Source organism: Bradyrhizobium sp. Mp27 (genome assembly GCF_029953005.1).
In the GTDB taxonomy this organism is placed as follows: domain Bacteria; phylum Pseudomonadota; class Alphaproteobacteria; order Rhizobiales; family Xanthobacteraceae; genus Bradyrhizobium; species Bradyrhizobium barranii.
The window spans coordinates 1-22487 of sequence record NZ_JASAUS010000017.1 but is presented as its reverse complement, the minus strand read 5'-3'; the positions used below and the strand labels follow the sequence as shown (position 1 = coordinate 22487).

17 protein-coding genes are annotated in these 22487 nt (G+C 61.0%); 11 read left to right on the top strand and 6 right to left on the bottom strand.

Annotated features, from left to right (window positions below):
• Positions 1 to 29 precede the first annotated feature (29 nt).
• The 5 genes from tssL to tssI are packed head-to-tail and all read right to left on the bottom strand — an operon-like array spanning position 30 to position 6747.
• The gene (tssL, locus tag QJT78_RS12465; RefSeq protein WP_028150771.1) at positions 30 to 1556 is read right to left on the bottom strand and encodes a type VI secretion system protein TssL, long form; all 1527 of its coding nucleotides are present in this window, start codon (positions 1554 to 1556) and stop codon (positions 30 to 32) included.
• Positions 1553 to 2890, bottom strand: coding sequence for a type VI secretion system baseplate subunit TssK (gene tssK, locus QJT78_RS12460; protein ID WP_014493496.1), 1338 nt, complete (start codon positions 2888 to 2890; stop codon positions 1553 to 1555). The genes tssL and tssK overlap by 4 nt, the downstream gene beginning before the upstream one ends.
• Positions 2891 to 2938: 48 nt before the next feature.
• Complete coding sequence (gene tagH, locus QJT78_RS12455; protein ID WP_281460245.1) at positions 2939 to 4297, bottom strand: type VI secretion system-associated FHA domain protein TagH; 1359 nt, start codon at positions 4295 to 4297, stop codon at positions 2939 to 2941.
• Between the two features lie 12 nt (positions 4298 to 4309).
• Positions 4310 to 4873 carry a hypothetical protein gene (locus QJT78_RS12450; protein ID WP_028150769.1) on the bottom strand — a complete coding sequence of 188 codons (564 nt, stop codon included), beginning with the start codon at positions 4871 to 4873 and terminating at the stop codon, positions 4310 to 4312.
• A gap of 5 nt (positions 4874 to 4878) precedes the next feature.
• Positions 4879 to 6747, bottom strand: coding sequence for a type VI secretion system tip protein TssI/VgrG (tssI, locus tag QJT78_RS12445; RefSeq protein WP_028150768.1), 1869 nt, complete (start codon positions 6745 to 6747; stop codon positions 4879 to 4881).
• Between the two features lie 351 nt (positions 6748 to 7098).
• Here tssI and QJT78_RS12440 point away from each other — a divergent pair, with 351 nt between their 5' ends.
• The 9 genes from QJT78_RS12440 (at position 7099) to QJT78_RS12400 (ending at position 19175) form a co-directional block, all read left to right on the top strand.
• A complete protein-coding gene (locus QJT78_RS12440) occupies positions 7099 to 8412 on the top strand; it encodes a type VI secretion system ImpA family N-terminal domain-containing protein (protein ID WP_038942269.1) in 1314 nt (437 codons plus the stop codon).
• A gap of 127 nt (positions 8413 to 8539) precedes the next feature.
• Positions 8540 to 9067 (top strand): type VI secretion system contractile sheath small subunit, encoded by a 528-nt coding sequence (gene tssB, locus QJT78_RS12435; protein WP_028150766.1) that lies wholly within the window; start codon positions 8540 to 8542, stop codon positions 9065 to 9067.
• A 16-nt stretch (positions 9068 to 9083) separates the two neighbouring features.
• Positions 9084 to 10586, top strand: a complete 1503-nt coding sequence (tssC, locus tag QJT78_RS12430) for a type VI secretion system contractile sheath large subunit (RefSeq protein ID WP_028150765.1) — start codon at positions 9084 to 9086, stop codon at positions 10584 to 10586.
• Between the two features lie 48 nt (positions 10587 to 10634).
• The gene (locus tag QJT78_RS12425) at positions 10635 to 11120 is read left to right on the top strand and encodes a type VI secretion system tube protein Hcp (RefSeq protein ID WP_014493489.1); all 486 of its coding nucleotides are present in this window, start codon (positions 10635 to 10637) and stop codon (positions 11118 to 11120) included.
• Between the two features lie 180 nt (positions 11121 to 11300).
• A complete protein-coding gene (gene tssE, locus QJT78_RS12420; protein WP_028150764.1) occupies positions 11301 to 11849 on the top strand; it encodes a type VI secretion system baseplate subunit TssE in 549 nt (182 codons plus the stop codon).
• Position 11850: 1 nt separating this feature from the next.
• Positions 11851 to 13818, top strand: coding sequence for a type VI secretion system baseplate subunit TssF (gene tssF, locus QJT78_RS12415; protein ID WP_028150763.1), 1968 nt, complete (start codon positions 11851 to 11853; stop codon positions 13816 to 13818).
• The gene (tssG, locus tag QJT78_RS12410) at positions 13782 to 14846 is read left to right on the top strand and encodes a type VI secretion system baseplate subunit TssG (RefSeq protein ID WP_028150762.1); all 1065 of its coding nucleotides are present in this window, start codon (positions 13782 to 13784) and stop codon (positions 14844 to 14846) included. The genes tssF and tssG overlap by 37 nt, the downstream gene beginning before the upstream one ends.
• A 97-nt stretch (positions 14847 to 14943) precedes the next feature.
• Positions 14944 to 17583 carry a type VI secretion system ATPase TssH gene (gene tssH, locus QJT78_RS12405; protein WP_028150761.1) on the top strand — a complete coding sequence of 880 codons (2640 nt, stop codon included), beginning with the start codon at positions 14944 to 14946 and terminating at the stop codon, positions 17581 to 17583.
• 5 nt (positions 17584 to 17588) lie between these two features.
• Entirely contained in the window at positions 17589 to 19175 is a 1587-nt protein-coding gene (locus QJT78_RS12400) for a class I SAM-dependent methyltransferase (RefSeq protein ID WP_038942270.1), read from the top strand.
• Between the two features lie 90 nt (positions 19176 to 19265).
• Here the strand turns inward: QJT78_RS12400 and QJT78_RS12395 are convergent, their stop codons facing one another.
• The gene (locus tag QJT78_RS12395) at positions 19266 to 19961 is read right to left on the bottom strand and encodes a hypothetical protein (RefSeq protein WP_240537499.1); all 696 of its coding nucleotides are present in this window, start codon (positions 19959 to 19961) and stop codon (positions 19266 to 19268) included.
• 135 nt (positions 19962 to 20096) lie between these two features.
• Here QJT78_RS12395 and QJT78_RS12390 point away from each other — a divergent pair, with 135 nt between their 5' ends.
• Together QJT78_RS12390 and QJT78_RS12385 are read left to right on the top strand one after the other, a co-directional pair.
• Positions 20097 to 20846, top strand: coding sequence for a hypothetical protein (locus tag QJT78_RS12390; protein ID WP_240537500.1), 750 nt, complete (start codon positions 20097 to 20099; stop codon positions 20844 to 20846).
• Between the two features lie 340 nt (positions 20847 to 21186).
• A complete protein-coding gene (locus tag QJT78_RS12385; protein WP_240537501.1) occupies positions 21187 to 22185 on the top strand; it encodes a hypothetical protein in 999 nt (332 codons plus the stop codon).
• The last annotated feature ends 302 nt before the right edge of the window (positions 22186 to 22487 follow it).

Genomic DNA, 22487 nt, shown 5'->3' with positions numbered 1-22487 from the left:
CGCAAACCACCTGACCCGGCGGCATCTGCCTATTCGCTGCGTTCGATAAAGATCTCGACGCGCCGGTTCTTGGCGCGTCCCTCGGGTGTCGTGTTGCTGGCGATTGGCGCATCGGCTCCTTTGCCCTCGACGTCGACGCGCGAACCATCGGTCAAGCCAGGCTTCAGTGCCGCGGCAACCGCCTTGGCGCGCTCGACCGACAACTCGAAATTTGTCGGGAAGCGGACTGTGCGGATCGGCGAACTGTCGGTATGGCCAACGACCCGGATCCGTCCCGGCTCCTTGTCGAGGGTTGCTCCGACGCGGAGTGCGATCGGCTTGAAACCGTCGAGGATGGTCGCCTGGCCCGATGCAAACAAGGCCAGGTCGCAGACCCTGATCACGATGAAGCTCGGGGTCTGGTCCGCCGTCATGGCGCAGGCGGTGTTCTCCTTCGCGAGCGCGTTGCGGATGCGTTGCAACTGGGTGATGCGATCCGGCGGTGGCGGAGGCGGCGGCGGCGGGGGTGGTGCAACGACCTGGCGCTTGAGCTCGATCGGGCCAGCCGGATGGAGCGCGAGCGCCACTTCGGCAGCATTCTCTGCCCGGCCAGCGAGGAGCGTCCGCAAGACGAAATAGGACCCGGTCAGCAGCGCGGCGACGACAGCCGCGACGAGCCAGACCGGAACGCGCAGACGCTGCCGGCGCCCCGCCAGCGCCTGCCCGCGCCAGTTGGGCGACAGGTCGCTCATCGTCTTCGGCCGGACCCGGCGCAGCAATTCATAGAGGTTACGCTGGATCAGCTGCAGGTTCGCAAGTCCGCCCGCTGACGTCCGGTGAATGCCCTGAAAACCAAGCGCAAGGCAGGCGTGCTGAAGTTCGAGGACCGGATAGTTGACCAGTGGATCAACCTTCAAATGGTCGAGAATCTCGAAGAAACGGACGCCGCCGACGCGCTCGCCGAAGAACCGGCTCAGCATCGAATATTGCGTCCAGACGTGGCGCTCCTCGGTCGGGATGTGCTGCACGATATCGTCGGCAGTGGCACACAGGATGTATTTCGCCGTGTTGGCCTGGTGCTCGGATATGCCCGCGGAACGGATGTCCTTCTCGAAGAACTTGATCGCGTCTGCAACCTGCTCCATCAAACTCGCGAATGACGCGCGCATGAGCGCCACCCGCAACCGACCAAGCAGCTGCAGCAACGGGCCCGCAGCGCGCATCACTGGATTGGCATTTGGCGCGACGAGATCGTCGACGCGCAACGGCGGTCCTGGCGGTAGCATGGGCTGCTGCGCCTGGGCTTGCGCGGGTGTCGATATCCATTCCTCAGCGGGATGGCTGGCCGGCGCGGAGGCGTAGTTCGAGCCCTGCGGGACAGGAGAAAATGATGACGGTGGCGCCGGCGCGCCGGGAGAGGCTACCGGTGATGGCGAATAGCCTGGACGTGCCGCAGGGCCCTCGCCCGGCGGAGGCTGAGAGGTCGGCGCCGGCGGCAACTTCCCGCCGGGGTTGGGACGGATGATCGTCCGTTCACCCCGACCGAAAGGATTGACCGGCTTGTCCCTGTCGCTCATGGCCTGTCTTCCAGGATGGCCCAAAGATACAGCTCAAGCTCCGGCCAGTCGCCGGAGAAGTGCATTCCGATCGAGGCCGCTGTGCTGAACTCGGGCCACAACGGCGACTTGCGGTCGAGATAGAAATAGACGTGATCCGTGATGGCCCGGATGTGCGGCGGCGGCGTCGGCAGATGCGCCAAGGTCAGGCCCGGCAAGTTTGCGTGCACGATCTCGTTCATCTTGGTGTTCGGCCCGACCTTGAACAGGTGCGGGAAATCGTTCTGGATCTCCACGAGCGGCCGCCGTGCGGCAACCTCCAGCACCAGGGTCGCGTTTCGGAATAGCGCTCGATCGCGGATCGGCGACACGAACGCATTCTGTGCGCGCTCGATGATCTCCAGGCGGATCGCCCGCCGGCCCAATCGCGCGCTCAAGAAGTCCTGGATGTCGCTCACCAAGGGTGTGAAGACGTTCTCGAGATCGTCGTGATCGTAAGCCGGGTAGTTGCGCGCCCGCCGTTCCGCCGTAGAAAATGTCGCAAGTTCACCGGCGAATCTCAGCAATTCCTCGTACAGGCGCTCGGGGTGCACGCTGCCGGAGCGCTGGAAATGAGTCAGGACGGGAATGGTACGGTTCAGCACTTGCAGGACCAGATAGTCGACGCTCTGCAACCCACCGCCGGATGACGGATCGACCGCGTAACGCGCCAGCTCGTCGAGTTTAGTCTCAACCCAGCCGATGATGCGGTTGAGCCAGCCATCGATGATCGGATGCGCGGCGCAGATCAGCATCGGCGGCACGAATTTATCGTCGAACAGGATGTTCTTGTCGCGCACCTCGAGAATGCGCGCGATGCCGAGGCCCATGTATCCGGGCTTGCTGCTCTTACGCAGTTCGAACGACAAACGCGGATAAGCGATGTCGATCTCTTCCTCGATGCGTAGCGCAGAGGTCGAGTCGATGAAGGTTTCCGAACTACGAACATAACGACTGGCGCTGTCGGTGCGATCCTCGTCGACCTCGCGGGTGTTTGGCGCCGCGACCGGCATCATCAGCCAGACGACCTGGCCTGCGGCCGTCTCCGGTACATCGATCGCTTCGGGAATTTGGCTGTCCGCGGGGATATCGAACGGCGTACCGTCCGGCATGACGCCGGACGCATTGCGCACCGCGAACTTGCTCTGTTCGGTAAGATCCTTGTCGATCTCTAGCTGGGCAAAGCCCCACGGGTACGGTGTCGTGTAACGAACGCGTTTTTCCAGCAAGTGTTCGATGTAGCGGTCGTTCTGCTGCAGATGATGCGGCCGCAGAAACAGACCTTCCGACCAGAAAACTTTGCTGTACCAAGACATTCCTGCATCCACTTAGAAATTGTCGGCAGCCGCGTGGTCGCCGATAGTTTACTTTGAACCGGGCTTGTCACCGCGGTCGTAATAGTTCGAGAAATGCAACATAAAGGTTTCGATCGGCGCGCTGTTGTCGCGGCCAAGATGCGCCTTCCAGCGCGTCAAGAACTCGTCCCAGAGTTTGCCCTTGTTCGTGCCGAGCCAGGAGCTTGCTCCACGCTGAAGCTCGAGCTCGCGCGCCATCAGCGTCGGATCTATGCCAGCAATCAGCTCATGGACAGCGTGCTGCATCGCCATGTAGGTCTTCAACTGATGTGACTTGAGATCACTGAAGCCCTGTGCAAAGGCGCGCTGAGCGTCGAGGTAGCTGCGCGTCGGCGGCCCAAAGAGAATGCGCATCGCTTCTTCCGAGGTCGGCGAAAACTTCAGCGGATTATTTTCGAGGGCTTGGACGGTGGTTTGGCTGGTGCTACGGGTCAGCTGCTTGGCTTGGGTCCGCGCCTGCAGCAGCGCCATCAGATTATCTACGGTCATACGCAAGATGACGCCAAGCTGTTCGGCGAGTTCGGCATCGGACTTGCTGGCAAAGAAATTGTCCGGCAATCCTGCAGCGCGCGCCACCAGTCGCGCGAACTCGGTACCGCCGACTGGCTTGGCCGTGACAGGTCCCTCGTCTGCCGCTTGCGCCGGGCGCGATGGCGATGCTGGCGGCTGGGCAGCGGCTGGTTCATCATCGATCCATACCGACGGCCGGCGTGGGGTCGGCATGACGGGCGGGCGCTCGACTTGCGGTTTCGGCGCGTTGGCCGGACCGACTGCCCAGTTCATGTCGTCGCCCTGCTCGGACGGTTGGTATGGAGACGCCGGCTGTGACCGTCGGAACGGGTCTACACCCGGTGCCGGGACGCTCGCCGCCCAATCCAGGAACCCCGGATTGACGGGCCGCGCAGCCTCGCGTGGCTTCTTCAACAGTTGCGGATCGATCGGCGGCGGAATGTCACGATCGGCTGCCCAAAGCTCTCCGTAGTCGGCATGTTGCTGGACCGAGGGTTCGCGCAGTTGCGCCTCCTGGTTTGGGCTGCGCCCGCCAGCCTCATTCTCCAGCGAAACTCCGATGATGTAGTGGCCGATCGTGAGCCGGTCACCGTCGCGCAAGCGGTGCGGCCCCCGCATGCGCTGGTCGGCACCATTGAGGAAGGTGCCGTTGGTCGAAACGTCGTGCAGCCAATAGCCACCGTCGCGAAAGTGCACCTCGCAATGTTTTCCGGAAATCGTCGGCGCCGGATCCGGCAGCGTCCAGTCAAGGTGACGGTCCCGGCCAATATCGACTGAACGCCTGCCGGTGACCGTAAACGACACAGGTCCGCCATCCGGAAGGTTCGGCTCGTTCTCGATATTAAAGCGAAGCACCATCACATCGTCTCGTTAGCGCGGAGGGCGCGGTTCGCCGCGTGCCAATTGAATACCATCCTCTAGGCATGACGTCATTATCCGGTCCCGGGAGTCACGGGGGAGCCGGCAGAGGCCGATCAGCAGTGCTGCACGCACCGCCCGCGCGGCCTGATCTGGCTTAGCTTCCAGGGGCGCAAACTCCGGGGGAACCACGCTTCCGCCAGACCAGCCGGCCGCCAGCGCCAGCCATGTCGCTGGCTGCTCAGGATCATTGGCATTGCCGACAGCCAGCGCCTTGTTCCGGGACTGCTCGTCCGGTTGCCGGACCCAGGTCTCCACAATATTGAGCGACCTGGTATCGCTGGCGTCGAAATGGTCGAACATCAGTCGCAGAGAGCGACATCCCCAGGCAACTGCCACGCGCCTGGGAAGCAGATAGGCGCAGTAAGACACGGCCGGGTGCCAATTCCGCGCATCGGCGGCCTCCTGAAGGAAGTCCAGCGAAGGCTTGTCAGCGTCGGCTTTGCCGACATCATAACGCGCCAAGGGATAGGCCTGAAACAGATCCTGAACCGTACCGAACCGAACTTGTCCCATGACCGTCAACCAACAAGGGTTGGAGTACCGTGGGCGACCAGCGGACCACCGGCAGCAAGCGCCATGCCGGCCTGCGCCGTCATGGCGATCGTCGGCGCGTTGATGACGATGCCCGCCGGGGTCAGAATGATCTGACTAGGACCCACCTGTAGGGTGATGTTGGCATTAGCCATGAGCGTGATGCTGATGCCTGCATTGACAGACTGGTCCATGGCCAAAGTGATGTGCTGACCACCCAACTGGATATCGAGTTTATCATTGCCGTTCTTGAGCGTGGTGCTGCGCGTGTCGCCGCCAAATGCAGCTTCGCCGATGGTACGTGTCTCGGTGTCGCGGACCGTTACGTCGTGGTCCTTCTCGGCATGCACCGTGATCTTCTCGGATCCCTTCTTGTCCTCGAAGCTCCACTCGTTGAAGCCGCCGCCACCTTTGGTGGAGTCCGACTTCAATCCCGCAATCGTCTTCTTCGACGGCAGATCGTAGGGTAGCTTGTATTCGTCGTTGTACACGGTGCCGATCACCAGGGGCCGGTCCGGATCCCCCTCCAGGAATTCGATAACGACTTCCTGTCCGACGCGCGGGATGATCTGACCGCCCCAGCGCTTGCCGGACCAAACCTGAGCCACGCGCAACCGGCACGACCGCTTCTTCTTCCGATCCCAGAAAAAGCGGACATAGATTTCGCCCAGGGACTCGACGTCGATTTCCTCGCTCGAATTATCGTCTTTGGTCACCACCTTGGCCGTCTGGATGCCGTTGATTCTTGGCTTCGGCGTCATCATCAGCGCTCGAAACGGCCGATCACTCGGCAAGAACTCGTAGCTGCCGAAATAGACGTGTTGCCCTGCGTCGCTCGGACCGCCGGTGCGATAGGATTCGATCGAGAACGAGTGCACAGCTCGCACCACGAGGTATTCGACGTTCTGCGAGTCCTTGGAGTGCTTTTCGAGCTTCGTCAGCCCACCGGGGAATAGGTTGACGGCGTCGCCATTGCCGCGGCGACGCCGATCCATCGCTTGCTCTGCCTGGAGCTGGATCTTCGCGTAGCGCTCGCCGTCGGATTTCTCCTTGAACTTCCCGGGATAGTCGTAAAACTCCATCTCCGACCGAGTGTAGTGCTCGGAGCCCTTGGCGTCGCTGATCATCTGAGCGTTGGGCTTCTGATAATTGTAGTCGTTGAGTTCGATCTTGCCGGTACGAAATCGTCGCTCCGATACCCATTCATAGATGTGCTGCTCGCCTCGCCGGTCGGCACCCGCCAGCGGGATGTAGGGAATCGTAGCAAGACCATTGATCGGACTGTGCGACGATTTGGAGTCCGCCAACACCAGCGTGTGCTTGCCGCCCTCATGCTTGAAGAAGTAGTAGATGCCGTGCTGCTCCATCAGCCGGCACACGAAGTTCATGTCGGTCTCGCGGTACTGAACGCAATATTCGAGCTTCGGACAAGAACCCTCTTCGGTCAGTTTGGATTCATAGTCGGTGAAGCCGCGTTCATTGAAGACCTCTTTGATGATGTCGGGCGCCTTCTTGTCCTGAAAGATCCGGCAATCGGTGGTCCGCGACAACAGCCATAACCAGGGCCTCAGCACGATCCGGTAGCTGAAATAGTCGTTCTTCACCCCGAGCCACTGGGCCTCCGTCAGAATGCCGCTGAACTCGCGCTCCTTTTCATGCAGCTTTATGGTCAGCGTGCACTGCTGACCGATAGCGCGGTCGAAGTCGAGGTCGGCATCCTCACTGAGACACTCGATGCGATACTCGAACAGTTCGCCGAGACCTTCCGAGCCTTCGAATCCGGCAAAAACCAAAACGTCCTTGCCAAGAGGCGTCTTGAGTTCGCAGAGGCGGGTATCCTGAGTAAGCTGGCCCATGTGGGCTTAAACTCCCTCCTTCGATCGAATGACCCGCTGCAAAAAGCTGATCAGACGTTATGCAAGAACGACGGAAATCCTGCGCGCCACCGGCTGTGCCGGCAAGCCCGCCCCAGGGCTGGGCCTCCTGACGTTCCACAACGGGCGTCAAAGAACCACCCCGGGCCATCAAGTAGTCGGCTCCAAGAGCTTGCCGGTTCACGCGAAAATGGCATGATCTTCGGGAATGAACCAAGGTCGGCAGGCATCTGACCCATAGGTATAGATTCCGGATCATGCGCCCCCGCGCGATCCCCTAGTCGCCACGGGCTCGGCAGCGGGGCCGTGATCGAGCAGATGGACGGTCCGCATATGCTTGACGTCACCTCCCTGACGCAGCCCATTGCCGCTGACGATCCCTGCGGGCCGGATCTCGACGCCATCGGAGACGTCCAATATCTGAACTTCTTCGCAGGTGCGGAATCGCTGCTACCGATGTCGTTCTTCGAGGTCGTCAATGCCAACGGAGAGCGTGGACGCTTCGATCCAAAGGCAGTCGATTTTGCCGGCCAGTTTGCCGCCGCGCAGCCCCTTCTGGCGCGTACCCGCGATCTACGTCTGAACCTGCTGCTGGCCAAGTTTTCAATCCTCAACCGCGATCTCGACGGCTTTCTCTGCTGCCTGAAGGCGACCAACCTGCTGCTGCGCGAGCAGTGGGAAGCGGTGCATCCGAAGGGCGAGGACGGCGACTACGCACTTCGCGCCGTCACGGTCGAGGCAATCGACGTATTCCCGACCGTGATCAACCCGCTCCAGTTCCTTCCCCTGATCGAGAACCGCAGACACGGCAACCTCAACTACCGTGCCTATCAAATCGCTCACGGCGAAATTCCCGCCGGCGACGCCGACGCCGATGGGCCTGATCTGGCGGCCATCGAGCGCATCGTCAGCGAGACAGATCTCGACACTCTCAAGGCAGCCAGCGGGCGGTGCTCCTCGGTCGCTGCTGAAATCGCGGGTATCAAGCAAACCTGGCACGAAAAGTTGAACGCGGGGCAACCGATCAGCCTCGACAGGCTCTCTGGCTTGGTTAACGGCATGGCTGCCTGGCTTGCGGGTCTTGTCGCGTTGCGCGATCCGGCCGCGATCGCCGCAACCGCGGAAGATGTCGGTCCTGTCGATACACAGGCGCCGTCAGAAACGACCGGGGTGGTGACTTCATCCGCACAGGCATCTGCAGCGCTTGCAGCGGTGGCAGACTATTTTGCCCGAATGGAACCGTCCAACCCGGCATTGTTGCTGGTGCGTCAAGCGCAGGAGATGGTCGGCAAGTCATTTATTGAAGTTATGCGGATGCTGATGCCTGCGCACGTGGAGAGCGCTGCGATCAACATCGGGCGCGACAAGGTCTTCGACCTACCGATCGAACGGATGGCGGAACTCGCCACGTCGCTCTCATCGACGACAGAGAACAGCACTCAAGATATTGTATTTTCAGTGGAAAGCAGAGCGCAAGCCTTGGGCCTGCTGGCGAAGGTGGCGTCGTTTTTCCGAACCGCAGAGCCGTCCAGCCCCATCCCCTTTTTGGCAGATCGCGCGCGCGACCTCGCGCAACGAGATTTTCTCAGCCTTTTGGATGATGTTCTTCCTGAGGGAGCCCTTAAAACAATCGACAGATCGCATTGAACCCAGCTTTCGCTCGAGGGCACTAAATGGACACAAGGATGTTTGCCGACCGCAGCAACTTGAAGTCCCCTAGCCGATCTGCGTCGCGCAAATTCGACGTCTAAAGCGATTTCGTAGTGAGGGAACCATGGCTACAGATAGCGGTCAAAAATTCATTCGTCGAAATCGCGCACCACGCGTGCACATCACATACGAAGATCCTTACGACGCCGAGCGGCTGATCGAACTGCCGTTCGTCATGGGCGTCCTCTCTGACCTTTCCGGCAATAACCCCGGCGTCGAGAAGGCGAAGGTCGAGGAGCGCAAATTCCTCGAGTTCGACATGGACAATTTCGACAGTCGCATGGCGGCAATCCAGCCCGGCGTGACGGCGCGCGTCGCCAATCGTCTCAGCGACGGATCAGACGAAAAACTGTCGGTCAATCTGCGCTTCAACAAGATGGCCGACTTCACGCCCGTAGCCGTCGCCCGCCAGGTGCCCGCTACAGCCAAGCTGCTCGAGGCGCGCGAACAACTTGCCAACCTGCTGCGCTACATGGATGGCAAGGTAGCCGCCGAGGACCAGCTGAAAAAACTTCTGGCCGATCCTCAGCTGATGGCAGCGCTTCGGGAACGCGCGATCAGCCAGTCGACCGAACCTGGCACCGAGAGCTAAGGAAGGAACGGGGACCATGGCAAAAGAAGCTGTTCACAAAGAGAGCACCACCCAGGTCAAGACCGTCGAAGCTGACGAGTTTGCCACGCTGCTGAAGCAAAGCTTCAAACCGCGCACCGAACGCGCAGCGACCGAGGTCGACAACGCGGTATCCACGCTCGTTCAAGAGGCATTGAAGGACTCGAGCGTCATCAAGTCGGACGTGCTCGACACTATCGAGGAGATGATTGCGCGGATCGACCAGAAGCTGACCGCGCAGATGAACGAGATCATTCACGCACCCGAATTCCAGGCGATCGAAAGTACCTGGCGGGGTCTCCACTACCTCGTCTTCAACTCGGAGACCGACGCCAACCTCAAGATCCGGGTCATGAACGTCTCGAAGAACGAGCTGTATCGTAATCTGCGGCTTTACCCCGATGCGCGCTGGGACCAGAGCCCATTGTTCAAGCAGATCTACGAATACGAGTTCGGCCAGTTGGGCGGCGAGCCGTTCGGCTGCCTTATCGGCGACTACTATTTCAGCCACCTCCCCACCGACGTGCAGTTGCTGCGCGATCTCAGCAAGATCGCCGGCGCCGCACACGCCCCCTTCTTCAGCGGCGCCGAGCCGACGCTGATGGGAATGGACTCGTGGACCGAATTGTCCAACCCTCGCGATATCGGCAAGGTGTTCGACACGCCGGAATATGCCGCATGGAAGGGACTGCGCGACCAGGACGACTCGCGTTATCTCGGCCTGTGCATGCCGCGCGCGCTGGGTCGCCTCCCCTACGGCGCGAAATCGGAGCCTGTGGAGGAGTTCGCCTTCGAGGAGGAGACAGACGGGCACACCGGCGACAAATACGGCTGGATCAACGCCGCCTATGCGATGGCGGTCAACATCAACCGCGCCTTCAAGGAGTTCGGCTGGTGCACGCGCATCCGCGGTGTGCAGTCCGGCGGCGAGGTCATCAATCTGCCGACGCACACATTCCCGACCGACGACGGTGGCGTCGATCTGAAATGCCCGACCGAGATCGCCATCAGCGATCGCCGCGAGCACGAACTTGCAAAGGCGGGCCTCATCCCGCTGATCCATCGCAAGAACACCGACAAGGCCGCCTTCATCGGCGCCCAGTCACTTTACAAGCCGAAGAAATATTTCGGCGAGAAGGGCGTGGATGCAACCGCGTCCGACAACCTGTCGTCACGTCTGCCCTACATGTTCGCAGTGTCTCGCTTTGCGCACTATCTGAAGTGCATGGTTCGCGACAAGATCGGATCCATGAAGGAGAAGGATGAGCTGACGGTCTGGCTACAAACCTGGATCAACGAGTACGTTGATGCCAACCCAGCCCTATCGTCAGAAGCTCAGAAAGCGCGCAAGCCGCTGGCCGCTGCGAAGGTAGAGGTCATAGCAAACGAGGAGAACCCGGGATATTACAACGCGCGCTTCTTTCTTCGTCCGCACTTTCAATTGGAAGCGATGGATGTCGGCCTCAGTCTGGTTTCACGCCTGCCAGGTCCCAGCTCCTGACGCTGCAGCATCGCAACCGTACACACAGAAATTTGAGAGGACCATGCTATGGCTGTCGACATCTTCCTGAAACTCGATCCGATCAAGGGCGAGTCGCTGGACGACAAGCACAAAGACGAAATCGATATTTTGAGCTGGTCGTTTGGCGAGAGCCAGACCGGTACCTTCCACAGCGGATCGGGCGGCGGCGCCGGCAAGGTCAGCGTGCAGGATCTTCACTTCACGCACTTCGTTGACAAGGCCACGCCGGAACTTTTCAAGGTCTGCGCAAACGGCAAGCATATCGACAGCGCGATCCTGACGGTCCGCAAGGCCGGCGAAAACCCGCTGGAATATCTCAAGATCGAGATGAAGCAGGTTCTCGTGACCAGCGTATCGACAGGCGGATCGCACGGCGAAGATCGCCTTACCGAAAACGTGAGTCTGAACTTCGCGAAGGTCAAGATGATCTACAAGACCCAGACGGAGAAGGGCGGCGCCGGAGCCTCGCCGACATTTGGCTGGGATGTTCCTGCCAACAAGGAATGGGCCTGATTGTCGGCCCCTCGCCTGGCGCCGGTTGCGAATGGCGAACCGGCGCCAAGCGGTGCGATTTTGATCGCACCTCTCGTCCGGCCCGGTTGCGGGCCCGAAAGCCTGCTGGGCGACGTCAAGTCGGGCACCAACGAGCGCCCCCCGAGATTGCATGCGAGTTGGGCGTCATGGGGACCGTGAATGACCATTGCACCAAAGAAGGATCGGCTCTCTCCCCCATTGATGCTGGCATTTCGCTCAGCCCATGAGGCGCGCGACGCACGCAAGAAGCTCAATCTGCGCGATGAGTCCGGCGAGCGGGTCATTGCAGGGCGGCGGAGCGCGGGCCGATTTCCAATCTCGGAAACGTTGCTCCGGCGCGAGGTCTCCCATGACCTCGAAACGCTCCTCAATACCATTGCCCTGGAATCGACCCTGGACCTGGACGGCCGCGATTGCGTCCGAACCTCAATCCTGAACTTTGGCTTCCCTGATATTGCCCACCGTTCGATCGACGAGGTCGCCGACGACGAGCTTACCGACGCGTTGCGCGCGACGCTCACGACTTATGAACCGAGGCTCGATCGCAACACCATCCGGGTCCGACGCGACGGCTCGGTCGGCCCCGAGCAACTCAAGCTGCGCTTCATCGTTCACGCCGACCTGAAGGCCGAGCCGCTCAACGTCCCCGTGGAGTTCGTCGCCGACGTCGACCTCGACAGCGGCGATATCCAGATCAACCGACTTTAGCATGAACCGCGAATTCCTGGATTTTTACAATCGTGAACTGTCACTGCTCTACGAGCAGGCCGGGGTTTTCGCCGAAGAGTATCCCGGCATCGCAGAACGCCTCGGTGGGCTGATCCGGGATCGCTCGGATCCCATGATCTCAGGATTGCTGGAAGGTGCCGCATTTCTCGCCGCTCGCGTTCAGCTCAAGCTCAAGCACGAATTCCCGGAATTCACTGCAAACCTGCTCGAGCAACTGGTTCCGAATTACCTTGCCCCGACTCCGTCGGCCATGCTGGTCACGGCACGCCCCCCCTATGCCGACCCAGCGCTACGCGATGGCAGGAAGATCGCGCGCGGCGCCTACTTCGATGCCACCTATCGCGAGAGAGAACGAAGTCTTTCCTGCCGATTTCGACTTTGCCGCGATATCGCTCTTTGGCCATTTGACGTCACCGGCGCCGAATACTTCTCGACTGCAGGCGCGCTGCAGGCGCTCGGAATTCCCGTCGGCGGCGACGTCATCGCCGGGCTCAAGCTGTCGTTGACCCACCGTACCGCGGCCCGGCTCGATGAGGAGCTGCCGGACGCAGAGGCTAGGACCAAGCCGGAAACCTGGTTTGCAGGCTGCCGCACGAGCGAGCTTCCGATCTACCTTTCAGGCGCGGAATCCGATGCCATTGCGCTTTACGAGCAATTGATCTCGAACTGCAGGGGCGTCTACTTCCGGCATCTCGATGATTTCGGCGATCCGGTGGTGACTCGTGCGCCCCATGATTGCGTGCAGCAGATTGGTTTCGACGAGGACGAGTCGCTGTTTCCCAACGACAACCGGGTCTTTCGCGGCTCGGAGCTGCTGCGGGAATATTTCATGTTTCCACGCAAGTTCCTCGGCTTCAACCTGACGGGACTTCGCAGCGTGATGCCACGGCTGCGCAGCAAATCGATCGATATCGTCTTCGCTTTCGATGAACACAATTCACGCCTTGCCGCCGCAGTGCGTCCCGATACCTTCAGGCTCTATACCGCGCCGGCGATCAACCTGTTCGAGAAGACGAGCGATCGCATCCCGGTCAAATCGAATACGCACGAGTATCATGTGGTGCCCGATCGCAGCCGCTATCTGGAATACGAACCGCACCAGGTGCTCGAAGTCTACGCGCACTTTCCGGCCGACAAGGACAAGCGGCCGGTGCGCCCGCTGTATTCGGCAGCCGTCGACCGGACCAGCGGATCGGTCGAGGGGCTCTATTTCACCGTTCGACGGTTGCCCCGGCGCCGCACAGTGGGAGAAAAGACGTACGGCGCATCCTCGGACTACACCGGGACGGACATGTTCCTGTCTCTGCTGGAGCCCGGTGAACTTAGCGGCGAAGGTGCGGTCGCCGAACTCAGCGTACGGGCGTTGTGCTCCAACCGGCATCTCACGGAACACTTGCCGGTCGGCCAGGGCGGCGCCGACTTCCGCCTGCTGGACGATACTTCCCTTGATCTGATGTGCGTCGCTGGTCCCACCCGACCACGCGAACCGATCGTGGCCCAGATGCGCAGCCGCAGCGAGATCGCGAACAGCGGAATCGTCAGCTGGCGGCTGATCAACATGCTGAGCCTGAACTATCTTGGCCTCGTCGAGCGCGGTGGCGGCAAGAACGCCGGAGCCCTGCGCGAAATGCTGTCCTTGTTCGCCGACCAGTTCGACGACGCCACGGAACGCAAGATCCGCGGCGTGCGCAGCATAGAAAGCCGGCCCGTCGTACGGCGGGTGCGCGAGCGCACCGGCAGCGGCGCAGCGCGCGGCCTGGAGATTACGATCACGCTCGACGAGAAGGCATTCGAGGGCAGCGGCGTATTCTTGCTCGGAGCCGTGCTGGAGCGCTTCTTCGCCGACTATTCGGGCTTCAATACCTTCACACAGACGGTCGTCTCGACGCCGGAGCGCGGCGAGATCATGCGTTGGCCGCCGCGCATGGGCACGCGGAGACCTCTATGACGCTGATCGACCAGATGAAGGCGGAGCCCTGGCGGTTCGATTTCTTCAATACGCTGCGCCAGCTCGAGCGCGCCAACTCGGATCGACCGCGGATCGGTGACAGCGCTGCACGCCGCGAGGAGTATATCGACCTCGGTCAAGTGCCTTATCTGGAGTTCCCCGCCTCCAACCTTGCGGCCGTCGACGACGTGGGTGGCCGGCTCAGGATACTCGTCAAATTTCTCGGTCTCCTGGGGCCGCAGGGCGCGCTGCCGCTTGCCACCACCGACGAAAGCCTCAGTTGGTGGCTGATGCGGGATGACGCCTTCCCGCGCTTTCTCGATCTGCTCAACGGACGCTTTCTGCAACTCTTCTTTCGCGCCTGGGCCGATGCGCGGCCGATCGCTCAGCACGACCGTCCGGCGGATGATCGTTTCATCGCCTATGTCGGCTCCTTCGCCGGCCTCGGCTCCGACGTTTTCGCTGATCGAGACACCGTACCGGACATGGCGAAGCTCAGCTTTGCCGGACTGATCTCCCCCAGAGCGAAGTGTGCGTCGCGGTTGACGCGGTTCCTGCAGGGGCTGTTCGACGTCAAGGTCGAGATCGACGAATTTGTCGGGACCTGGCTGTCATTCGACCCAAGTCATTGCAGCCGGCTCGGCGGAACCCATGCCAGGCTCGGCCGGGACGCGCTTCTGGGCTCACGCGTATTCAGCGTCGAGGACAAGATCAGGGTGCGGGTCTTTGTCAAGAATTTCACCCAGTACGAGCAGTTCTTGCCGACCGAAGCGCGCAACTTGTCGGAGCCTCTGGCGGACGCCGTGTTCTTCTATATCGGCGACGAATTGGAATGGGAGGTAGAGCTCGCCATTCCGGCGGGAGAGGTCGTCCCGGTCAGGCTCGGACAGAGCGGACGACTTGGATGGACCACCTGGGTCTCGCCGAACTGGACTTCCACGGAAGAATATCGCCGCGATGCCCGCTTTCAGCTCGGCGAGCGCTTGAGCGCCCGTCGGGCCGCCGCAGCCGATGCCCCGGCGATTTGAACCTATCCGTGGCGCCGATTGCCTAAAGCTATGGGATTCGATGAAATTTCCGCTTGATGCCAGGCATCCGCGGATGAATTAAGCAGGAGGATCCGCCGTGACCGACATCAGCATTGAGGCTGTAACGGGCAAGCTGAACCGGGCCGGCTATGATGCCTTCATACAGGCCCTGCGCCACGCGAAGAGCGCCGGCAATCGCAACGTCGAGCTTGCGCACTGGCTGTTTCATATCCTGCAGCAGGAACGCAACGATCTCAGCCTCTCGGTCGATCATTACAAGCTCGACCGGGCGCGCTTGTTGTCGGACCTTGCCGGCGTGATCAATGGCTTTCGTAAGAACGAAACCGACATGCCGGGCGTCGCCAATCCGGTTATCGATCTGCTCGATCGGGGCTGGCATTATGCCACGCTCTTCTTTGGCGAAACCCAGATCCGCACCGGTCATCTGCTCGTGGCGGGCCTGAAATCGAACGATATTCGTCGCACGCTGAACAACCTCTCGCAGGAATTCGCCAAGGTCAACGTCGACGCACTCGCCGCGGAGCGCCGCAACGTCTGGGCCGGCTCCGACGAGGAGACCATGCGGCCGATGGACGGTTCGGGCCTGGTCGGCGCAGGCACGGAAGGCGCGGCCCAAGCGGGTCCCAAGGGGACGACGCCGCTCGACCGGTTCTCTCAGGATCTCACCGCCAAGGCCAAATCCGGTGAGATGGATCCGATCCTCGGCCGGGACGAAGAAATCCGCCAACTGATCGACGTGTTGATGCGACGGCGGCAGAACAATCCAATTCTTACCGGCGAGGCCGGCGTCGGCAAGACCGCAGTTGTCGAGGGATTCGCCCAGCGAATCGCCGCCGGCGACGTGCCGCCACCGCTCCGCGGTGTAAGGCTTTGTGCGCTCGACATCGGCCTGATGCAGGCCGGTGCTTCCATGAAGGGTGAGTTTGAGCAGCGCTTGCGCTCGGTGATCGACGAGGTCCAGAGCTCGCCCACCCCCATCATACTGTTCATCGATGAAGCCCACACACTGATCGGCGCCGGCGGCGCGGCCGGCACCGGTGATGCGGCCAATCTCCTGAAACCTCCTCTCGCCCGTGGCACGCTGCGCACGATCGCCGCCACCACATGGGCAGAATATCGCCAGTATATCGAGAAAGACCCCGCGCTCACACGACGCTTCCAGCCGATCCAGATCGATGAACCGGAAGTGGAGACCTGCTGCATCATGCTGCGCGGACTTCTCGGTCCGATGGAAAAGCACCACGGCGTTCGCATCTCCGATGCTGCGATCGTCGCAGCGGTCAACCTGTCCCACCGCTACATTCCTTCACGGCAGTTGCCGGACAAGGCGGTCAGCTTGCTTGATACCGCCTCAGCGCGCGTGGCTATCAGCCAGAGCGCGACGCCAGCCCTGATCGAGGATGTACGCGTTGCGATTACCGCTCGTGAAGCTGAGAAATCGGCACTCGTCAGCGACAGCGATCTTGGGCTTAAGGACAGCGACCGCATCACGGCGATCGACAACGACATTGCGGCACTGAAGGACAAGCTGACGAACCTCGAAGCCGATTGGGCCGCAGAGCAGGAACTCGTCAAGGACATCCGCAGCATCCGAGAGATTCTGTCCCAGCCCAAAGAAGGCGAAGATCCGGCTGTCAGGCGCGCGGAGTTGCGCGGCAAGTTCGACACACTTGAGAGCATCCATCCGGAGAAGCGGATGGTCTATGCCCATGTAGACCAGCAATCGGTGGCGTCCGTTGTCTCTGACTGGACCGGCATCCCGGTCGGCCGGATGATGCGCGACGAGATCGAAACCGTGCTGAAGCTACCGGAGATCCTCAACCGCCGCGTCGTCGGCCAGTCTCATGGGCTGACGATGATCGCCAAGCGAATCGAGACCAGCCGCGCCAAGCTGGACAACCCGTCGAAGCCGATCGGCGTGTTCATGCTGGCTGGTCCATCCGGCGTGGGCAAGACCGAAACCGCCCTGGCGCTTGCCGAGACCCTTTACGGCGGCGAGCAGAACATGATCACGATCAACATGTCGGAGTTCCAGGAAGCGCACACCGTATCGACCTTGAAGGGTGCACCTCCCGGCTATGTCGGCTATGGCGAAGGTGGACGGCTCACCGAGGCTGTCCGGCGCAAGCCCTACAGCGTCATCCTGCTCGACGAGGTGGAGAAAGCTCATCCCGACGTCCACGAGATCTTCTTTCAGGTGTTCGACAAGGGAACCATGGAGGACGGCAACGGGCGGCGGATCGACTTCAAGAACACCTTGATCATCCTTACCACCAACGTCGGCACCGATCTGATCATGGGCCTCTCGCGCGATCCAAAGTATCGCAGCGAGCCGGAAGAGCTCGCCAAGATGTTGAGGCCGGAATTGCTGAAGGTGTTTCCCGCAGCGCTGCTCGGACGCATCGTCTCGATACCGTACTTCCCGCTGTCCGACGAGATGCTCACCGGGATCGTTCGGTTGCAGCTCGACCGGATCGGACGACGCCTCCGCGACAATCATAACGCGTCGTTCGACTACGATGACGCGGTCGTGGAGCACATAGTGTCACGTTGTAACGACCCGGATTCCGGCGGGCGAATGATCGACAACATCATCACCAACACCCTGCTCCCGGAGCTGTCGCGCGAGTTCCTCAGCAAGTCGCTTGCCAAGGAAGAAATCAAGCAAGCGCGGGTCTCGATCGAGAACGACAAGTTCGCCTATTCGTGGAATTGAGGACGATGAACATTCAAACCGAGCATCGCCACCCGAACACTGGTCCCACGCCATACGACGAGGTCTACTACCCCGGCCACGTCTACGGGCTCACTCATCCGAACCATCTTGCTACCATTGCCGCCGTTTACGGCATGCAGTCGGCGCCGGTGGAGCGTTGCCGGGTGCTGGAGCTTGGCTGCGGCGTTGGCGGCAACCTGTTGCCGATGGCCTTTCAATATCCAAACAGCGAATTCGTCGGTGTCGACCTGAGCGGCGTGACGATCGAGCGCGGCCAGCGAAATATCACCACATTGGGCCTGAGCAACATCAAGCTCCTCCATTGCGACATCATGAATGTCGACGCAGGCTTCGGGGAGTTCGACTACATCTTAGCGCACGGCGTGTATTCCTGGGTGCCGCCGGCGGTGCGCGAGAAGATGATGATGATCTTCAAGCAGAACCTGGCTCCCCGCGGCGTCTGCTACGTCAGCTACAATGCGCACCCGTTCTCGCATCTTCGCGACATGGTCCGCGACATGATGCGGTATCACACCCGCCGTCTCACCGGCATGAAGGAGAAGGTCGGACAGGCCCGCGCGATCCTGAAGTTCCTGAGCGACGGCTCGAAGGCCAACTCTGTACACGGCGCAGTGATGCGCGACCAGTACAACCGCGTCCTCAAGTCCCCCGACGAGCTCCTGTTTCACGACGATCTCGATGATGGCGCCGAGGCGTTCCTGCTGCATGAGGTCACCGAGGACGCAAGCCGCCATGGCCTGCAATATCTGGGCGACGCTGATTTTTCACGACGCTATCTTGCCGGCTATTCCGAGGAGGTTCGCGCGACGCTGCAGCGCTTCCCGGAAAGTGAGTTCATGGCGCGCGATCAATATCAGGACTTCATCGACGGCAACGGCTTTCGGCGCACCTTGCTCTGCCACGACAGCATTTCGCTATTCCGCCAGGTCGACCTCGATTTCGTCACCAGGTTCCATTTGCTGAGCACGACCAACCCGGTCGACCCCGACGCCTGCGTGACCGACGATTCCGCGATGGAATTCGAGAACCAGGACGGCAGCAGGGTTACGGTAACCAATCCGCTCTTGAAGGCCGCGCATCTATGTCTCGGCCGGGCCTGGCCGCGAGCACTATCATTCGACGAGCTGCTCGATGGGGCCCGCGCGCTGCTGGGCGACCGGCAGGCAGATGATGATCAAAAGGTGTTGACTGAGGCGATGTTCATCCTGGTTTGCAGCGGCGAGGTTTCGTTCCTGTTGTCGCGTCCCTTTTTGTTGAAGGAAGCTACCACGCATCCGCAGGCGAGCCTGCTCGCGCGAAGACAAGCGCAGACGGGTCCGCTCGTCACCAACCTCCTCCACCAAACGGTGCAGTTGGAGGACGACCGGACCAGGGATTTCCTGCAATTGCTCGACGGTGCGCGGACCATCGACCAGATCACGGCCGAAATGGCCGTAAAGTTCGGCCCGACCATCCGGATAGACCAGAAGGATAGTGCGGGGCAGCCTGCCGCGCCGTTATTGCTGTCAACGCGAGAAAGCGTTCAGCGCTCGCTTGCGATGGTCGGCAAGCTGGGCCTGCTGGTCGCGTGACGCGCTCAAGTGCGTCGGCCACTGTGGAGGGAGTGGCGGACAGAAGCCCGAAGCTCTGCCATTTCCTGAAGCGGACGCGGTCCCCAGCGCTCAACCATCGTGGGTGTACTGTTGGCCAAGCAGCCATCCAGTGAGAATACCCGCGGGTCCGCTGGTATAGACCGGGTGTAAACCTACACCGACGCGCAGCATCCGCCATTCACTCTCGCCGACCCAGGGAATTCCAGGATCACCCTTTTGGTATTGCGACAGCAACGTTTTGGCGACCTCGGCGGCATTGGCGTAAATCGGCCCGTTGGCCCAGCGCGGCCGCGGCAGGCCAGTCATGCGGCAATAGAGCGCCGTGCAGACATAAGCGGACGCCTCCTCGGCATTGGCGTCAAGGCCGGTACGCAACAGATCGTAGGCTGCATGCAGGCTCTCATGGACGATATAGGCCTCGTCCATCCGCCCCGCTGCCGACACGACCTCCAGCGTGTTCGCCGCAACCGCCGTGCCGTCCGCCCTGGTTCTCGCGACATCGTTGTATTGTGCAGCAACCCCTGCCGCGAGATCCGTCGGAGGTCTGACGGTGACCTGCCCCAACCGGATCGCGCGGGCGACGTGATGGAACGTTTGCGGTGCAATCGTCACGTGGCTGCCGCGGATCGGAAATCGGAAACGAATGCGTGCGACCGCCGCCCCATTGAGTATGTCTAGTACCCTGCTCCGCAGTGACATCTGATCGTCCTCGCCGCTTGCACTACCCCCTGCGTAGTGGTCGCCGTTTTCGATCAGCAGGTTCAAACAGTCATTGCACTGGCGCGAGAGGAATTCGAACGACCTGGGTCGGGCGGCAGCTTGATCGAACGAGCCGGCATTGAACCCGAACCCGTCCGGGTGAGACCAATTTGGGGCAAGGATTGCCTCGGAGTGCGCTCCATGACGACGACCGATCCGACGACGACCGACACTTACCGGAAGATCGCGGCGCGCCTGACCATGCTTCGGCCGCAAATCGATTTGAAGAATTATTTTGCCGGCCCCAACCCGGATGTGCGCCTTTATGACGAGAAGCCCTACATCCGACACCAGCTCGAGAAGTATGGTGTCGCTGCCGCGACGACCACGCTCGACGGGGTCACCTTCCTGCCCAAGGACTGGGAAGAGCTGATCAAGAAGCTGCGCATTGCCAAGACGACGGATGGATTCGACGCCTTCGCCGAAGGGCAAAGCCCGGAGAAAGCATCGCATTGGGCCCTCGATCTGTCGATGGCGGCAACGATCGGCAAGGGGTTTCGGGAGATCTGGCGCCCAAAGCTGTCGGACAGGCCGCTCTCAACGCGGGATCTCCCGGGCCGCCACGGCTTCGGGCTCGGGCGCGACCGCGGACAATGGAGCGATGCTTACAGCTCGCAATTCGGCAAGGACCCGCAGCCCCAGGACATCACCTCGCTGCATTTCGCCGTAGCACCTGATCGGGTGAACGTGCACATCGACGAAACAGGCTTCGTATTCGAAGGCGTGGACGGCGCCCTTACGGTCGGGCCGAACTTCGTGCATCACGCCGGCAATGAGCTGTTCTGGAAGAGCAACAAGCATATACCGCAATGGGCCGCAGAGCACATCGATCTGATCCTGCCGAACAGTGCGAACGACTTTTCGCGCGTGGGCATTTCGGTCGACATGTAACAGCGCAAAGACTTGCGCGTTACCGTCACCGGCTCCTGCGGACTTTTCGGCGGTTTCGAGTGCTCCGGAACCGTGAGCATCAGCGGCACGCATGACCTGCTCGGCTCGAAGTCAAAAGGCCGGCGATAAAGCGGATATCCTCGTTCGACATTGCTCCGTGCCTATGCCTCCCACCTACGAATGAGGCTCTTCGATCTGCCACTGCCCGTTGGTGGCCCGAATGAATGGAACCATCGAACCGCCCCGAGGTCGCGGCGACGAATAAGTATTGGTGGCGAGAACGCGTAGTTCCGCAGGAATCAGCGGGGGAGGTCTTACATTGCCGAACCAGGAAAGGCCGTTGAAGCCCGTCGTCGAAAGCTATGTACCGCCCGCGGGAATCCGGCATGCGGTGACGGCAGGCGAGACCTGGATATCCCTTGCCAAGCGGATCGGCATCGACCCCTGGGACCTCATCGAGTTCAATTTTCCGGGCGTCAAGCTCGTCAAGCAGCGCGATTTCCAACAAGCCACAAGCCAGGTGAACTGGTACCTGGCCGAGTATGTAGGCTGCCGCGCGATGTCGCCCGATCGCCAGAATTTCGCGTTTTCCTCCGGTACAACCGGCGGGAGAGGTGGATGGCGAGGGGGATTCATCTATCTGCCGCCAGGTACGCCGCCTCCCCCGCCGATTGCGCCCACTCCACCGGTTGCGCCCACCCCAGCGACTCCGACCCCGCCGGAATGTGAAGGAAGCCGACCCGACTTCGCGCGCGTGCTAGACGTGAGCGAACGGGATTTCGCGCGCAACGTTTTTGGCCCGACGCTGCCGCCGTGGGAGACAATTGCGATTACCAATGGCCTGGGAGCAGGCGGAAGACCGTGGACGAACGATGGACCGTTCTTCAGGGGAAGCAATCCCATGGTCCCGAGCATGCGCTATGCCATCAATCTTGGCAGTGTCGCGTTCAGTAACCTGGCATCGCCCAGCCCCACCTTCGGTCTCTTGTGCGACGACTTCGGTCGCATTTGTGACCTCTTCGTGCACGAAATGACCCATGTGTGGCAGGCGTTCAACGATTCAAACTGGACGATGGCGCGCTCCTTCTGGGCGCAGACAATCGGTTCCGGCTACGAGTACACGCCGGGCGATTCCTGGGACTCATACAACGTCGAGCAACAGGCACACATCGTTGAAGATTGGCACAAATACAAAATCAGTTCTCCAATGCTTGCCGAGGAGCGCTATCCGTACGTCCGGCTCGTGATCCGCTCTGGACGCCTCACTTTTCCTCGCGGGCTGGATCTTGTGGCATTGAAAAAGGACCTTCAAGATCTGCGCGCAAGGCACCTGGACTAGAATCCGCTGCAAGGGAGTGGTCGGGAGTACACTTAAATGAAAGCACCAACACGCCGGGAATTCGACGCTGTGCGGTAGCGCATTCTTCCTCTCAAGAGTAATTTTTCCGACTTGTCCAGGGTGTTGGTCAGCTTCGCAGCGCAAGCACACGGAGGAGAATTGCGCGGCCCCCATGCGACAGGCGATCGTGACCCCGCGGGTCACTTCAAATTCCTCCGGGTGTGGTCAGTCAAATTCCTCCACCCGCGAGGCAGGACAAGGGACTGTTAGTTTGAGTTTGTTTCCCGGGCAAGAGCTTCAGC

What these genes read in the sequence shown, in the direction of transcription:
- tssL (WP_028150771.1), bottom strand. Translation starts at nt 1,556, where the DNA reads ATGAGCGACAGGGACAAGCCGGTCAATCCTTTCGGTCGGGGTGAACGG.
- tssK (WP_014493496.1), bottom strand. Translation starts at nt 2,890, where the DNA reads ATGTCTTGGTACAGCAAAGTTTTCTGGTCGGAAGGTCTGTTTCTGCGG.
- tagH (WP_281460245.1), bottom strand. Translation starts at nt 4,297, where the DNA reads ATGGTGCTTCGCTTTAATATCGAGAACGAGCCGAACCTTCCGGATGGC.
- QJT78_RS12450 (WP_028150769.1), bottom strand. Translation starts at nt 4,873, where the DNA reads ATGGGACAAGTTCGGTTCGGTACGGTTCAGGATCTGTTTCAGGCCTAT.
- tssI (WP_028150768.1), bottom strand. Translation starts at nt 6,747, where the DNA reads ATGGGCCAGCTTACTCAGGATACCCGCCTCTGCGAACTCAAGACGCCT.
- QJT78_RS12440 (WP_038942269.1), top strand. Translation starts at nt 7,099, where the DNA reads ATGCTTGACGTCACCTCCCTGACGCAGCCCATTGCCGCTGACGATCCC.
- tssB (WP_028150766.1), top strand. Translation starts at nt 8,540, where the DNA reads ATGGCTACAGATAGCGGTCAAAAATTCATTCGTCGAAATCGCGCACCA.
- tssC (WP_028150765.1), top strand. Translation starts at nt 9,084, where the DNA reads ATGGCAAAAGAAGCTGTTCACAAAGAGAGCACCACCCAGGTCAAGACC.
- QJT78_RS12425 (WP_014493489.1), top strand. Translation starts at nt 10,635, where the DNA reads ATGGCTGTCGACATCTTCCTGAAACTCGATCCGATCAAGGGCGAGTCG.
- tssE (WP_028150764.1), top strand. Translation starts at nt 11,301, where the DNA reads ATGACCATTGCACCAAAGAAGGATCGGCTCTCTCCCCCATTGATGCTG.
- tssF (WP_028150763.1), top strand. Translation starts at nt 11,851, where the DNA reads ATGAACCGCGAATTCCTGGATTTTTACAATCGTGAACTGTCACTGCTC.
- QJT78_RS12400 (WP_038942270.1), top strand. Translation starts at nt 17,589, where the DNA reads ATGAACATTCAAACCGAGCATCGCCACCCGAACACTGGTCCCACGCCA.
- QJT78_RS12390 (WP_240537500.1), top strand. Translation starts at nt 20,097, where the DNA reads ATGACGACGACCGATCCGACGACGACCGACACTTACCGGAAGATCGCG.